This window comes from Paracraurococcus ruber (genome assembly GCF_004353985.1).
Taxonomy (GTDB): Bacteria; Pseudomonadota; Alphaproteobacteria; order Acetobacterales; family Acetobacteraceae; genus Paracraurococcus; species Paracraurococcus ruber.
On record NZ_SMOA01000138.1, the window covers coordinates 1 to 14,629 of the forward strand.

The following is a 14,629-nucleotide window of genomic DNA, read 5'->3' on the forward strand; positions in this document are numbered from 1 at the left end:
GGCCCGCCCTGGCCCGTGGACAGCGCGGACGGGCTGCGCCCGCCCTCGCTGACCACAGGCCCATCTCCCACCTCAGTGCGTTCGTTCTGATCCATGCTGCATCTCACCATGCCGGTCTCCGTACGGACAAATCGATGTCCAGGGAAACCGGGTGCAGCTCAAGCGGAGATCGGCAGCCGCCCGAGGGCGGCCAGCACGCGTCGGGAGAGTTCGGCGGCGGTGAATGGCTTGGCCATGACGACCTCGCCCGTCAGCGCGCCCGGGTCGCTGTACCCGCTGACGAAGATGATGGGCGTGCCGGGGTGGGTGGCCCGCAGTCGGAGGGCGAGGTCCGGGCCGCGGCCGCCCGGCATAGTCACATCGGTCAGGACGAGGTCGAAGTGCGGGGTGGCGGCAGCCAGCGCCATCGCCGACGCCATGCCGCTGGCCTCGACCACGTCGTAACCCAGGTCGCGCAGCTGCGTCGCCATCACCAGCCGAACCTGGTCGTCGTCGTCCACGACGAGAATGGTCGCGGCACCGTGCAGTGCCGGGTCCGGCTCGGCCTCGACCGTGGCCGGCGCCGTTGCGTCGCGGGCGGCCCGCGGCAGCCAGATCTCGGCGGACGTGCCGCTGCCCGGTACGCTGGTGAGGCGCAGCGCGCCGCCCGACTGCCTGGCAAAACCGTGCACCATGGCGAGGCCGAGCCCGGTACCCTGGCCGCGCGGCTTGGTGGTGAAAAAGGGCTCGGCGGCCCGGGCCATCACCTCGGGCGGCATGCCCGGACCGCTGTCGCGGACCGCGACCACGACGTAGTCGAGCGCCGGGTCGAGTTCCTCTGGGCGTTCCTCGCCAGAACCAGCGACCGCGTTGCGTGCCTCGACCTGGATCGTGCCGGCACCGTCCATGGCGTCTCGCGCGTTTGCTGCGAGGTTGAGCAACGCGACCTCCAGTCGGTGCGGGTCGGTCAGCACATGCCGCGTGTCGGGGGCGGCGCGGAGGGTCAGGGTGATGCCGGTGCCGACCGCACGCCTCAGCATCTGGTCGACCTCCTCCAGCACGCGAGCGGGGCTGACCACCACGGGCTCGAGGTCCTCACGCCGGGCGAAGGCCATGAGCTGACGGATGAGCGTCGCCGCCCGCTCGGCCGCGCGCTCCCCGCTCCTGGCGAGGGAGAGAACCTGCTCATCGGCGGCCCGGCGGGTGATCAGCCGCAGACTGCCCATGACGGCCGCGAGGACGTTGTTGAAGTCGTGGGCAACACTGCCGGTGAGCTGGCCAAGCGCCTCCAGCTTCTGCGCCTGGGCCAGCGCCATCTGCGTCTCCTCGCGCCGCCGCATCTCGGCCCGAAGTTCCTCTGCCGCCTCCTGTAGGTCGCGAGTGCGTTCGGCTACACGGGCCTCGAGGTTGGCGTTGGCGCGAGCCAGCGTGGCTTCCGCCAGCTTGGCCGAGGTGATGTCCCGCATGACCCCGACCTGCCGCACGGGCAACCCGCTCTCCGGGTCGCAGGCGACAGCCTCGCTGCGCGAGTTGATCCAGCGCAGGGCGCCGTCGGCAGGTCTGTGGATGCGGAACTCTACTTCGGCGAACGGCCCCTCCGGCCGCTTCGCCCGCGCAACCGCTTCGCGCATGAGCGCGCGATCATCCTCGTGAACGAGGCAGAGCAGGTACTCGGGGGTGATGGTCGCGCCCGGGTCGATGCCCCAGAGGCGATAGGTGCTGTCCGACCAGTGGCGCGTGCCTGTCACCAGGTCCGCCTCCCACGCGCCGATGCCGCCCGCGTCCTGGGCGAGCCGGAGGCGCTCCTCGCTCTTGCGCAGCGCCTCGGCCGCCTGCCGGGCCGCGGTGACGTCGCGCGCCACCGAGAGAAGGCGCCCCGGCTGCCCCGCGGCGCCGGGCAGGGCCGAGACGGTCACGTCCCACCAGCGGGGCGTGCCCTTCGCCGTCGGTCCGAATGCGGTGTACTGCGCAACCTGCCCGGAACGCGCCAGGGCGAGCGCAGCCCGGACCTTCGGCCGTGACTCCTCGGGCCACAGCGCCTCCACCGGGCAACCGATCGCTTGCGCGACGTCGTCCAGCTCCTTCTGGCACCGGCCCGGCTCGTTCATGAATGCCACGCGGCCCTCGGCGTCGAGCACGACGACGCAGTCGGAGGTGGCGTTCAGGATGCTCTGCGCGAATTCCTCGCTCGCGTGCCGAGCCGCCTCGGCGTCGCGCGCCTGGGTGAGGTCCACGACGAAGGTAGCGGCCGTGCCCGCGGCCCGGTCGATGAAGCTGAAGGAGAGGAGAACCGGCACGCGCGTGCCGTCGGGCCGGCGATATTCCTTTTCGTAGGGGGTGCAACGGCCACGGGCGACGGCTTCGGCGATCGCCGTCTCGTCTCGGGCCAGCCATTCCTCTGGCGTGATCTCGTCCCAGCGGATGGCGCCGGACTCCAGCTCTGCCCGCGTCCGGCCGACGATGCCAAGGAAAGCGTCATTGGCTTGGTGCACCCGCCCGTCCGTGTCGGAGATGACGACGCCCACGGGGCTGCTCTCGAAGAGTGCCCTTGTCTGCGCGGTGGCCCGCTCGCGCTCGATCAGCGCGGACGCGATGGCGGCCGCGAGCTCATCGGCCTCCGCCAGCCCGGCCGGCGCCGGCCGTTCCGCGACGGCGGCGGCTGCCGTGGCCAGGCGGGGCACCCGGCGCAAGGCGCCGACGACGTGACGTGCGACCAGGATCGCCATGGCGAGGCCGAGGCCGAGCACCGCGAGCCCGACGGCGGCGTTGTGCCACAGGGCAGCCCGCAAGGGCGCAACGAACACAGCTTCCGGGATGTCGAGCTTGACGACGTAGCCGCTGGCGGGGGCGCGGGCAAAGGCGATGGTGGAGGGTACGGCCTCGAGGGTCGGCGTGCCGCGCGGGGCGAATCCCTCGCCCCGCTCCATCACCGCAGCGAGGACCGCGGGCATCGGCAGCTTGCCGACGGTCTCGGCGTCGCGCAGCGAGCGGGCAACAACGGTGCCGCGTCGGTCGAGCACCGAGGCCGCAGAGCCGGGCGGCAAGCCCGCTTCGTTGACCAGGCCGAGCAGGCGCGTCCGCGGCAGCGCGATGCTGATCGCGCCCGTCACGCGCGGCGTGTCGCTGTCGTCCCGGGCGAACACCGGCACGGCTACCGCGACGATGGGGAGGCGCGTGACCCTGCCGATGAAGAGGTTGCTGACCTGCGGGAGCCCCGTCTCCGCGGCCGCGAGGGCGTGGGGTAGGCCTTGCAGCCCGTTGCCGTTGCCATCGGACGCGCGGGTGTCGAGGAGCCTGGCGCCCTCGGTGTCGAGCAGGCTCAGCATCGCCGGCGGCGTCCCTGGCGGCACGCCGGCGGAGAGTGCGTCGCGGGCGGCACGCAACTCGCCCTTGAATGCCTCCAGGTCGCCGCGAGCGAGGGTTGGCGAGGCCGCGAGGGTTCGGGCCACAACCTCGGCCTGCTCGAACTGGCTGTCGACGAGCCGGGCGAGGCCGCGCGCCTGCTCCAGCAGCTGCGCCTCCGCCCGAGCCCGGTCGCCGCGGTAGTTCAGCCAGAGCGTGCCCGCCCCAATGGCCATCAAGGGCAGGGCGATGGCACCAACCAACAGCAGCAACCGACGCGGCAGAGAGGGCGCACGCCGCGACGGTCTCGGAAGGGCGCTGGCTGTCGACGATTTCGGTACATCGCTCGTCGCGGCACCGGACTGTGCTTGTGGGACTGTGGGGGTCAGCTCCGAGCCATGGCGAAAAGGCATGTCGAGCGTTCTCTTTAGTTGAAGTTCCGTGCCAGGGAAGGAACGCGCGTTCGCCATAGCAGGCGAGCTATTGCAATCTGAATCAAACTTGCAATGATGCTATCCAGGGTTGTGCAACGGCAACCCTGAAGCAGGGCGACAAGGACCATAGGTGCTTTTGTTTCGCGTTGGGATCCCTAACTCCAAAAACCAGCGGAGAATTTCTGAGTTCTACTCTGGGTTGTGTCGCCGCTCTGGGAGTTTGTGAATTGGCACAGGTTCTGGCCGAGTCCAGAACATCGACGACGGACTCCCCGGCTGTCCAAGGATGACCACGATCTTGCCGGAGCGCCGGCGAGACCCGGATGCCGGCAATCGGTCCTGCCTAGGACTTCGTGTCCTACCAGCCATGATGGCGAACGCAGCCGTTCCCCGCGGCTCAGGCTCGCACGGCGTGATCGACGGACAGGTTTGATCTGGTATGCCGGATGGAGGGGGCCGGTGCCCTTCGGCATGACGCCAACCGCTGTCGGCGGCTTCACCGACCGTCATTGCGGATTGCAATCAAGCTTGGTGGCGGTTTGAGCAACGGCGATGCCTGGAAGGAAACGCGATGCCGTCCGACTGGGATCGATTGCACACGGCGGGCTTCGGGCGTGCAGCCCGAACCCATAGCGCGCGGCGATGGCGGCTGGGCGAGCCCGGATGAAGGCGAGGTGCGGTCAGTGCAGGGCAGGCCCGAGCTGTCGCTCGATGACTGCGTGCACCAAAGGAATGAGATCTTGAGCCTCCGCCGGCTCCAGGAAGCTCGCCAGCAGCGGTAGTTCCTCCTTCAGGCCATCGAGATAGGCCTGCCGGTCGTCCACCCGCTCGAGTTCCTCCATCACTGCATGGGCGAACTCGGCAGCGAACCGAGCTAGCGTGATCCGGGAACAAGAACTCGCCATGATTACCTCCACTGCGCGCCTTTTCTGGCTTCGGCGTGCCATGGATCAACCAGCATAGGTTGTGATCACTGAAAGATGTTCGCTTTCTTGATATGTTCCGCAAAGCGAGATGAGATGCTGGCCGACCCGGCTCGAGGCGCGCCTTTGCTGCTCGAAGCGCGCGGACGCTGGGAGGAAAACGCCGGAGGATCTCTTCAGCGACTAAGGTGTAGGGCCGGATCGCCGGTTCCGTTCATGCGCCACACGGCCTCGACGACATGCCGGCTGCTGGTCGAGCCAAGGCTCAACCCTCCGCGGTTCAGATGGAGAGGCATTCCTGTCCCATCGGTCCGGAGCGCTCGCCCGTAGAGCCGCCCCCAATGCCCGATCTCACCCAGTTCGTCCTCTATGTCGCGGCAGCCGCCATCCACGCCACCACGCCCGGCCCAGGTATCTTCTACGTCGCGGCCCGCACGCTCGCCGGTGACCGGGCGGAAGGCGTAGCCTCAAGCCTCGGCACGGGACTTGGCGGTATGATCCACGTCCTGGCAGGCGCGCTGGGCGTTTCCGCCCTTGTGCTCGCCAGCGCCGAGTTGTTCACCGTCCTAAAGCTGTTCGGCGCCGCCTACCTCGTCTGGCTTGGGCTGCGCACCATCCAGGCGGCCCGCCGTGGCGCGATGTCGGGACTGGCTGACGCTTCCTCGCGTTCATACCGCAATTCGTCGACCCGACGCACGGCAACGCCACCCTGCAATTCGTGGTGCTGGGTACCATCTCCGTCACGCTGAACATCTTGGCTGACATCGTTGTCGCCTGCGGGGCAAGCCGCATCCGCGACGGCGCAGCGGCACGCCCCGCGGTGATCTGCCGGCTGCGCGAGGCGTCTGGCGCTGCAATGATCTTGCTTGGTCTAGGCCTCGCTTTTGCGAAGCGCCCGCGAGCCTGATTGTCGCTCGGAGCGGTTGCCCGATGCCGAGTTCCGGAATCCTGGATTGGGCAAGCCCGCGAGCCACGGCGCAGTTGGGCGGAGAGCGGGACGGGTCGCTTCATACAGGGATCGCAATCAGAACCTGTTCTGCTAAGCCGCCAGCTCTCGCGGACCACGTAGCCTGTTTGCAGGGCCGATCCACGACGATCCTGGCGATGAGGAACCCATGACCACTCGCATTGTCCGTGCCGAGAGTTTCGTCTGCCGCGCACCAATTGAGACGCCGGTGGTCAACGCCTTCGGCAGCATGGCCGAGCGCGTTGCCGTCTTCATCCGCCTGACTGATGCCGACGGTCTCGTCGGCTGGGGCGAGATCTGGTCGAACTTCCCAACCATCGGCGCCGACCACCGCGCCCGGCTGTTCGATGCCTTCATCGCACCGCGCCTGCTCGGCCGCAGCATCGCCAATCCCGCCGCCTAGTGGGCGGAGACCGACCGCGCGCTGCACCTCTGGGGCCTGCAAGCGGGCGAACCGGGGTCCTTCTCGGCCGCGCTCGCCGGCGCCGACCTCGCACTGCACGACCTCGCCGCCCGCCGCGCAGGTGTACCGCTCTGGCGCCACTGGGGAGGCACGGATGCCTCGCCGGTCGCGGTCTATGCCAGCGGCCTCAATCCTGACGCCCAGGCGCTGGCACAGGTCGAGGAGGCGCGCAGCCGCGGCTACCGGAACTTTAAGATCAAGATCGGCTTCGGCGAGCAGCGCGACCTCGCCACCCTCCGCCCGGTCTTCGCCTCCTTGCGCGAGGGCGAGCGGGTAATGGTCGACATCAACCAGGGCTGGGACCTGCGGGCCGCGATGCGCGGGGTCCAGGTGCTCGGCGAGTTGCCGCTGACCTGGATCGAGGAGCCGCTGGCGGCCGACCGCCCTTCCTGGGAATGGGCGCAGGTCTCGGGCGCGAGCCGGGCGCCACTCGCCGCCGGCGAGAACCTGCGCGGCATGGCGGCGTACCAGCAGGCGGTCGCCGAGCATCATCTCGGCTTCGTCCAGCCGGACTGCGCGAAGTGGGGCGGCGCCTCGGCAACACTGCCGGTGGCGCGTGCGGTGGTGGCCGCGGGCCGGGCCTATTGCCCGCATTTCCTTGCCGGCGGCATCGGTCAGCTGGCCTCGCTGCACCTCCTGGCCGCGGTCCGCGGTGGCGGGTTCCTGGAAGTCGACGCCAATCCGAACCCGCTGCGCAGCGTGATTATCGACGCCGTCGTGCCGGTGCGCGACGGCGTCATGGCATTGCGGGAGGGACCCGGCCTGGGCGTCGTCCCCGACATGGCGCAGTTCGAGCGCTTCGTGGCCGCAAGAACCGTGCGGTCAAGCTGAGGCACGGTCTGAGGCAGGTGGCGAGGACCGCTCTTGGTCGAAAGCCGCGGTTATAAGCCGGTACCAAACTTCGGCCCTCGATCACTGAGGGAGGCTGCCTGCCAGTTCACCGGTAACCGCGTTGTACGATGGTCGGTTTCGGCGGCGGCGAGTAGGATGAAAGCCGGGGAACACCGGCTGACAGGTAGCTCGGGCCGCTGTCGGGGCGAATCTTCTACTATGCACTCTCGGTGGAAGCCCTGAGCTTTGGCATAGGACGACCATCCCCGCATGAAGCAGGGCTGGTCCCTATGCCTGCGCGAATGCTGCGCCTCTCGTTGGAGCCGCCCCTCGCCTCGGCAGTGGACATGGCGCATGAGCCTGCCACTTTGGCGCCGACCTCCGCGGACCATGCGCCGCGCTCCCCACCCTCGCGCCTTTCGGACCGGGCTTCGCCTGGGGGAGATCCCACGGTAGGCGATGGAGTCCACGCCGCCGCCGTTAATCCGACCAGCGTGGACTGCAAGGACGCGACGCTCGGAGAGCGCCATCGCCGATGCGCATCTATTATAGCGCACGAGGAACCCGGCAGCAACGAATCCTGGGAAGCTGTGTGACATTCATCGTGAAAGCTTCGGCAAGGACACCTTGAGTCTACGCGGTTGTCGCCGGGGGTGGGGACGGACTCCGAACCTTCGGCTCAGCGCAGACTGAAATTGCGGTAGACGTGGTTGTTGAGGGCGCGGCTGTCGGCGAAACTCTGATGACGCGTGATGCGGCTCAAGGCCAGGGCTCTGGGAGCACATGCCCCGCATTGCCATTCTGGTGAGTCTGGAAGGCAGCCTGCTGAAGAGCGCTAGTCATGCGGCAGACAAACGTCGCAGTGCCGTGTACGCGCTTCCAACTCGAAACGCGGGACATGTGGGATGTGCCGGCATTGCCGCGGCATCGCGCGAGCGGGACGACGGGATCACCGGCGTCGTGCACCGGATGCAGGAAGTCCGTGCGTCGAAGCATCCCGGCGCCAGATGCCCCGCAATGCCAAGCTGCTGCGTGCTGATGGCGGTGCGGCGTTCCAGAGTGTCCCATATCCCCACCCATGCTGTCCTGGCTGCCTGGCGGCCAATGGAACGGAAGGCGGTGACATGGTCGCACCGTGGACGGTCCCGACGAAACACTCCGGGAGCGTCGTGCTGCCCGGCACGACACGGCACGTTCGTACCATCCCGGGCAGACGAGAGGCTCAATGTGGCGGTGGCGGAACGCGGCTGCGCTTGCGGGCTCTTCGGCCCCGCCTGGTGAGGCAGCTGCCCTGGGAGAGCAGATGCGCCAGGCCGAGAGGATCGTCGACTTCGCGGTAGCCGGCTTCGAGGCGAGCCTTCGGCCCGAGGTTCTCGGTGCTGTGGGAGCGGCGGCCCGACAGCGGCATCAGATCTTGTTCAAGCCTGATGCCCAGGACCTCAGCCAGCGAGACGGTCCCGGCGCCGAGGCCGATGGTCAGGGCAGGGTCCAAGCTCTTCAGGAAATAGCAGCCCCAGCCCCAGCGCATCGCGGGCGTTCCGGGATAGCCAGGGTTGCGGCCGATGCGAATGCCGTTGGCCCGGAAGCCACCGATCCCGGTCAGGCGGGAGACGAGTTCGGCCCGGAGTTGCACGTAGTTCTTGCCCCGATGCCATTCTGGGAGATGGACCAGCAGGTGGGTATGCTCGTGCTTGATGCGGCCGACCTCGCGGACCCAGACGAAGCAGGGCTCAATCCCCTGCCGCTTCAGGTAGCGGCTCATCCGGTCGAGGCACCTGGTCTGCGTGAATGTCCACCTCGCAGGATCGAAGCCTTTGGTATGCCGCCAGAGAAGGGTGAGATGGCATGTCAGCGGGGTCCCGCGGTGCTCAGCAAAGGCAAGGCTGTTCACGACCCGAGCGACGTCGTCCTGATCAAGATGACAACCAGGGACTGAACGGGCCGGAGTAGAGGCTGGATAGAGGGCTGAAGGAGGCGAGCGCAGAGAGAGCAGTAAATCCATATAGCAACCCCCCTGTTCGAGGGCTGCCACAGCCGCTGATGCGGCGTTCAACAATTCATCGAAAATCTCGACAGTGTCTTGGCTGCCGGCGCTCGGCGCGGTGGTCAGCACGGCAGAATACCCCCTCGGCAAACTTCACCGTGCTGCGTCGCGAGAGCTGCCGGAAGCAGGCCTTGCGCCGAAGGATGGCCAGTGCACTTCTGCTGGTGTAAGGAAGAGGTGGTCGCGGGATGCAGCCGTGACTTGGTCATGGCGGCACAGTGCAGCGGCTGCTGTGACGATCGATTGTTCATGACCAGTGATAGGCGGGAGCGGCCGGCCCGCAACGTAACAATCATCACGATATGTTTCTGCGCATTGCAGCCGAGATCAGCTGGGGCGGATGGCGTACCGCAGGGGCCGAAGCGCAGGGCTGATGGCCTCGGCTCCAGTGCCGCGTCGTCCAGCTCGGCCGGCAGCGGGCGGATGATGCCGATCACTGTCGCCCGGCGCGGAGACCCGGCCATCGCATAGCGGCTGAGCCTGACCGCCGCGCGGATCTGCCGCGCACCCTTTCTCCGCCAGCGTGGGCGTGGCGAAGAACTCCTTCAACTTGGCGCATCGCCAGTCTGTGGGTGAGCATGGCTGTCCGGGACGGCGTTGCCGATGCCAGCTCGGCCCGGGTGGCAGGCTACCCGCAGGGCGTCTCCTCAGCCTCCCAGGGACGGCGTGTACCGCCCGGGATAGATGGCTGGCCGGCGTCGGCTCCCACAGAGCCGCAGGTGAAATCACGCAGCCCGCGCTACCAGCCCCGACGCTTCTCCACAGCAGACCGGGATAATACGCGATCGTCTGCCGGTCCGTCGGAGACATGCAGCAAATGTCCCGTGTTGCGGGGCAGGGAAGACGCGATCTCCCTAGAATGCTGATGTAGACAGCATCGAGGAAGAGATCATGACGACGCCGACCAAGCGCCACGCCGCCGACGCCTTCGTGCGGCGCATCGCTGCCCTGATCGACCGCTCGGGGAAGACGCAGCGGCAGATCGCGCTCGAGGTGGGGTACGACAAGCCCAACCTGATCGCCATGTTCAAGCAGGGCGACACACGGGTGCCCTCCAACAAGGTTCCGGCGCTGGCTCTGTCGCTCGGCGCGGATCCCACCATGCTCATGCGGCTCTGGCTGGCCACCTACGAGCCGGAACTCCTGGCCATCGTGGAGAAATCGCTCGGGCTGCTGGTGACGGCGGACGAGCGGACCTGGCTGGAAGCGGCGCGGCGGGAGTTCGGCGGCAAGGTGCCAGCCTTCGACCCGACGTACAGCGCCATCGTCCACCTGGCGCCCAGGTGGATCTGATGGCCAGCCTGCCGCCTTTCCCGCATGGACACTTTGCGCCCGGGCGTCTCCGCGGCTGTGGAGGGTGCGGCAAAGCGCCGGACCACTAGGCCGATGGTCGCGGGGACGCATGCTGGTGGTGTGCGCCATATGCTTGGTACCCGCTGCGAGCCGCCGGGTTCGACCCTGTACAGACTTCTGCCTGTCCCGTAACGGCCGTCCCGTTACGGCGTGAGCCACTCCTTCAGCTTTGGCCAGCAGCGGTGGGCCTGCTGGCGCCCATGACGACCAGCGGCTTGGCTCGGGGCACCGCCGTGTAGACCAGGTTGTGCCGGAGCACGGGATAATGCTGTGTCGTGGCCAGAAAGGGAGTCACGGGCTTATGTCACCGGCTCACCAAGGGCCGGACCAGGATGCAACCAAGGACGGAGGAGCTGGGAGCATGACACCCCGGACGCAACAGCGGTGGGCGCGTCGACGAAAGCTTGTCAGCTCTCTCCTGATCATGTTTCTCGCCCTGGCCTGCGCCCCTGCCAAGGTGCGCGCCGGGCCGGCCCCGCCGGACGGGCGTTGCTATCTGATCGACACCGACGTGGAGATCGACGATGTCCGGGCGGTCGGCATGCTGGCACGAACCGGTCGGGTCGCCGCCGTTGTGGTGACAGAGGGTATCTCCCGCACGCCAGAGGGCGTGGGCGCGCTGCGGGAGGTGCTCAGGCGCGGCGGGCAGGACGGCATCCCCGTCATCCGTGGCGCCAGCCCCAACCCCAAATGGCCTGAGCAGCTCGGTCCCGATCTTCAGACCTGGCGGGCGAATGCGGAGCGGCTCAACCACCTTCTTGAGGCGCCGATCCCGGCTGCCGATCCACCAACCGCCGACATTGCCGAGGCGCTCAGGCCGATGCTGGCGGCATGCCGCCGCATCAGCGTGCTGGTGATCGGGCCGTGGACGTCCTTTCTGCGCTACGCAGCGGAGGTGCTGGAGCGGGTTGACCGGATCATCGCCCAGGGCCGGCCCTACCCCGACGAGCTCACGGGCCAGCCGGAAGGCTTCAACTGCCGCTACGACCTCGATTCCTGCTTCGCGACCTTCGATCTGCTCGTCGGGCGGCAGCAGCGGGCCGATCGGCGGGTGCGGACTGCCTGGGTGGACATCCCGAACGGGCTGGAGCGCTGCCGCACGGCCGAGCCGGGCGTCGATGACAACGGCCGGCAGCTCTATGCTTTCCGCCCGGTGCCGGAGTGGATCGAAGCGTTGGCGCAGGAGAAGCACATGGCGCCGGTCATCGCGGCGATGCTGCGCGCCAATCCCGAAGGCTGGGAGAAGACCTCGCTCTGGGACGATCTGGCCGCGCTCTACCTGCTTCGTCCCGATGTCTTCGCCGCGCGCGGCGGGCACCAGCAGCCTTGCGTGTCTGCCGCGACCATCCGGGACATGCTGACGACGGCCCTGGCTGCGGATCTGCCCCGCTGGGCGGCGATCCGGTGATGCGGATCGCCCGGTCCACTCCGCGGCGAGCCGGCGATCGGCTTCACTCCGGAACAGCCGTTGCCCGCCGTTCCCGGATCTTGGAACGGGTATCAAGCGGGCGAGGTCTGAAGCGGCATGGTGTCTCTGGGGAAGCCTGGTCGCCCCGGTTCAGTCGGCAGGGTGGGCTTCGAAGCCAGCGCTCGGCCGTCCATGACGGCATCCTGCAGGCTATCGGCGGTGGCGGATTTGACGATCACCGAGTGTGAGGGCAGGCGACTGGCGGAATTGCCAAGGCAGTCGCTGATACATCCGGCAGGTGCGACGCGCCTCGTCCCCGGCTGGGCCCGATCGTGACTGCTACAAGCAGAATACCTCGGCGCAGGTCTGCATGGGAGGCAGTCGATTCCTTCCCTGCAGGTTCAGCATGCCCGATCTGCCGTCGAGGCACGCCATCTCCACGGCGCACCATGTCGCGTGATGCCCGTCGCTTTCGCGTGCCGATCGCGCATCTCCACCGATGTTGGGTCAGCTTCAACAATACTGACCAGATCAGGCGATCTTCGAATAGCGAAGCATATCTGTCGCAAGGATGGCCCCGTTGTCTTGCGGCATGTTGCGCAAATCAGTCCTAAGTCATTGATATGAATTGCACTCAATCGCGAACCAGTAAGATTTGAGCGTTGACATTGTTAATTCCAGAATAATGCGCGTTCCGGTAAATGGGATTTGGCTCGCTTTTAACCTGGGCCAACCTTGGCCTTCTCAGCGCGATATGTAACCGATTCGCATCGCATGCTCGGTGGCGCCTGCCACGTTGATGCGCCCTTCGGGAGAGCTTCCTGATTGACGCGACTGGCCGCCGATCGGCACGATCTGTCTATGGTGGCCTCCAGCCCATTCCCATCGAGGCAGCGGTTCTGGGCGAAGCTCCTGATATGGTCGTTGCTCTCCGCGATCGGCATCTATCTCGCGGTGGACCTGGCTGTCCCAGCCCTCGACGATCCACGGAACGTGCCGCCGTCGATCGTCGAGCGGCGTCAGATATGTGACCGGGTTGTCGACGCGTTGCTGAATACTCGCGACCTGATCGAGTTGCAGCGAAGCGGCATCCTGGTCCGTCAGTTGGAATGCGATGTCGCGCGCCGCATGCCACGAGAACCTTTAGCGATCCGGCAATGACCGCCTTCGCCGGTCCCGTCCGTTGGTGCGGATTCTGGGACGGCTGCCAACCTGCGGCGCCGCATTCAGCCTACAGCCCGGTCGACATGCTTCTGCCGGAACACCGGTGGCCATCCGCTCCCGGCATTGATGAAGCTCCAGCATACCGGTCCCGCGCCGACGCTGTCAGCGGGCGACGACGCATTCTACGGTTCCCCGACGAAGCGGTCGGGACTGTGCCGATTGGTCCATTCTCGGACTGATTCGAGACGATGAAGCAGTGGCGGCAAGGGGCGGAGCCATGATGAGCGTCGGACTCAGTGAGCGGGTCTCCTGGCAAGCTAGAACCCGCACGACGATCTTTCCATTTCTTGTTTTTCTGGTGGCTTTTTTTGCAATTATAGCATTATTTATTTGGGCCTTTCTCGAGTTAGAGGAGGGGCGCTTTGCGGAGCGCGGGCCCGCCTGCGCCGCTTCGCTGGAGCGGCTCATGGCGGCGGATACGATGGTTGCCCTGGAGCGGGAGAAGTACCTGCTCGACGCCATGGGGTGCCGCGTGTGGCGGCAGGTCCAGAATGCCGGAGCGCAGGTGAGGTAGAAACGGGCAAGGCGGGAGTTCGAGGCGCTGTCCCAACCCAGCCGAGGGCTTGGGGACAGGGCCGCCATTGCCCTCCCTGCCGGCGCTACGCGTCATATGCAGCAGGGTGTCGGCGACGATCGGCCTGGTCACGCGCGGTGGCGAGGCCGGATATCGCTGGAAGTCTTCCAGGTGCCCTGTCCAATGAGCGGCGGGAGGCGCGGTATCGGCCAGCCGCTCGGCATGGGTCTGGCCAAGGACACTCCAGCCCCTCCGATATAGCTTGTAACCCTTGCGGCGCTCCGCAGTCGAATGCTCACTGGCGGCATGCCGTCCGACCCGCCGCCAGCCGCCCCACCGCCAATGCCAAAGCCTGCGCGGACCTGCGGCCAGTGCCACTACTGGGGCCTGCCGAAACCCGATCACGGCATGCACAAGGAATGCCGCCAGGCAGACAATCTCCGTGAGCACAGCGGCAGGATCTGGGCCGCCTGGGAGACCTGTCCGCACTGGGTGTCGTGGCGTTAGACGCGCCCTTCCCGTCGGCGGCTGAACCAGCACGAACCGCCGGCTGGTAGGGAGTGGAATGCTCAGGGAAGCGCTGGGAGGGCGCTGTCGCCTGTCTGGGATAGACCTGCCTCCGCGAGACCTGGGAAGGCTGTGCGGTCATCCTGGAAGCTGTGCGGGGCAACATCTGCTTTCAGGCCGGCAGGGCGTTGCGAGACTTGGCGGAGCATGGCCTGCACTGCCGCCCGTGGTGCAGCCTCCAGAGCGGCTTGCCGGTGCCGAATGACGTCGTGGAAGTCGAGGTCCGCCATGACGGCGTCGTCGCGGTAGCCAGCCATGCGGCGTTTGCTGGAGGAGAGGGTACTCGAGGTGCCGCAACGCTTGCCTTGGATCGTGCCCTCGAAGGATGGGCCTTGGCCGTTGGCGCGGGTGAAGGTCTTGCAGCTCGGATCGATGCCCTTGAGCAGGTAGGCGAACTTCTGAAGGCTGTTCCGCCAATCGAGGCGCTTCTGGATGATCAGGACGGGGTCCACGATGTCGGTGTCAATGCTGAGGTGGTTTTCCTCAAAAGTGCTGGCTGAAAATTCCCCAGTTCGGCTGGTGGCTACATCGCGCCGGTGAGTTCTGCGGGGCGCGGCTTGGGCGGTCTGCCGCGGCGGCG

The 14,629-nt window shown here is 67.2% G+C and carries 11 protein-coding genes; 7 read left to right on the forward strand and 4 right to left on the reverse strand.

The genetic code is table 11. The features are described 5' to 3' along the window. Window positions 1–158 precede the first annotated feature (158 nt). The gene (locus tag E2C05_RS20405) at window positions 159–3,593 is read right to left on the reverse strand and encodes a PAS domain S-box protein (protein WP_158292260.1); all 3,435 of its coding nucleotides are present in this window, start codon (window positions 3,591–3,593) and stop codon (window positions 159–161) included. Window positions 3,594–4,435: 842 nt separating this feature from the next. After that, on the reverse strand, window positions 4,436–4,597 hold the full coding sequence (locus E2C05_RS33220; RefSeq protein ID WP_158292261.1) for a hypothetical protein: 162 nt from the start codon (window positions 4,595–4,597) through the stop codon (window positions 4,436–4,438). A gap of 422 nt (window positions 4,598–5,019) precedes the next feature. Between E2C05_RS33220 and E2C05_RS20410 the strand changes: the two genes are divergently transcribed. The 3 genes from E2C05_RS20410 (at window position 5,020) to E2C05_RS20415 (ending at window position 6,939) form a co-directional block, all read left to right on the forward strand. Next, the gene (locus E2C05_RS20410; RefSeq protein WP_200306102.1) at window positions 5,020–5,427 is read left to right on the forward strand and encodes a LysE family translocator; all 408 of its coding nucleotides are present in this window, start codon (window positions 5,020–5,022) and stop codon (window positions 5,425–5,427) included. Between the two features lie 366 nt (window positions 5,428–5,793). Beyond that, entirely contained in the window at window positions 5,794–6,048 is a 255-nt protein-coding gene (locus tag E2C05_RS34250; RefSeq protein ID WP_200306100.1) for an enolase-like domain-containing protein, read from the forward strand. 207 nt (window positions 6,049–6,255) lie between these two features. Further along, a complete protein-coding gene (locus tag E2C05_RS20415) occupies window positions 6,256–6,939 on the forward strand; it encodes a mandelate racemase/muconate lactonizing enzyme family protein (protein WP_242481919.1) in 684 nt (227 codons plus the stop codon). A 1,222-nt stretch (window positions 6,940–8,161) separates the two neighbouring features. Here E2C05_RS20415 and E2C05_RS20420 read toward each other — a convergent pair. After that, entirely contained in the window at window positions 8,162–8,701 is a 540-nt protein-coding gene (locus tag E2C05_RS20420; RefSeq protein ID WP_133221504.1) for a hypothetical protein, read from the reverse strand. A 1,173-nt stretch (window positions 8,702–9,874) separates the two neighbouring features. Here E2C05_RS20420 and E2C05_RS20425 point away from each other — a divergent pair. The 4 genes from E2C05_RS20425 (at window position 9,875) to E2C05_RS20440 (ending at window position 13,482) form a co-directional block, all read left to right on the forward strand. Then, window positions 9,875–10,276: a helix-turn-helix domain-containing protein gene (locus E2C05_RS20425; protein ID WP_133221505.1), complete on the forward strand. Its 402-nt coding sequence runs from the start codon at window positions 9,875–9,877 to the stop codon at window positions 10,274–10,276. Between the two features lie 484 nt (window positions 10,277–10,760). Beyond that, on the forward strand, window positions 10,761–11,744 hold the full coding sequence (locus E2C05_RS20430; RefSeq protein WP_205082915.1) for a nucleoside hydrolase: 984 nt from the start codon (window positions 10,761–10,763) through the stop codon (window positions 11,742–11,744). A gap of 825 nt (window positions 11,745–12,569) precedes the next feature. Next, window positions 12,570–12,905: a hypothetical protein gene (locus tag E2C05_RS20435; protein ID WP_133221507.1), complete on the forward strand. Its 336-nt coding sequence runs from the start codon at window positions 12,570–12,572 to the stop codon at window positions 12,903–12,905. 283 nt (window positions 12,906–13,188) lie between these two features. Further along, window positions 13,189–13,482, forward strand: a complete 294-nt coding sequence (locus E2C05_RS20440) for a hypothetical protein (protein WP_133221508.1) — start codon at window positions 13,189–13,191, stop codon at window positions 13,480–13,482. 569 nt (window positions 13,483–14,051) lie between these two features. Here E2C05_RS20440 and E2C05_RS20445 read toward each other — a convergent pair. Continuing rightward, the coding region (locus E2C05_RS20445) for a hypothetical protein (protein ID WP_205082917.1) at window positions 14,052–14,629 on the reverse strand (578 nt) is incomplete at its 5' end.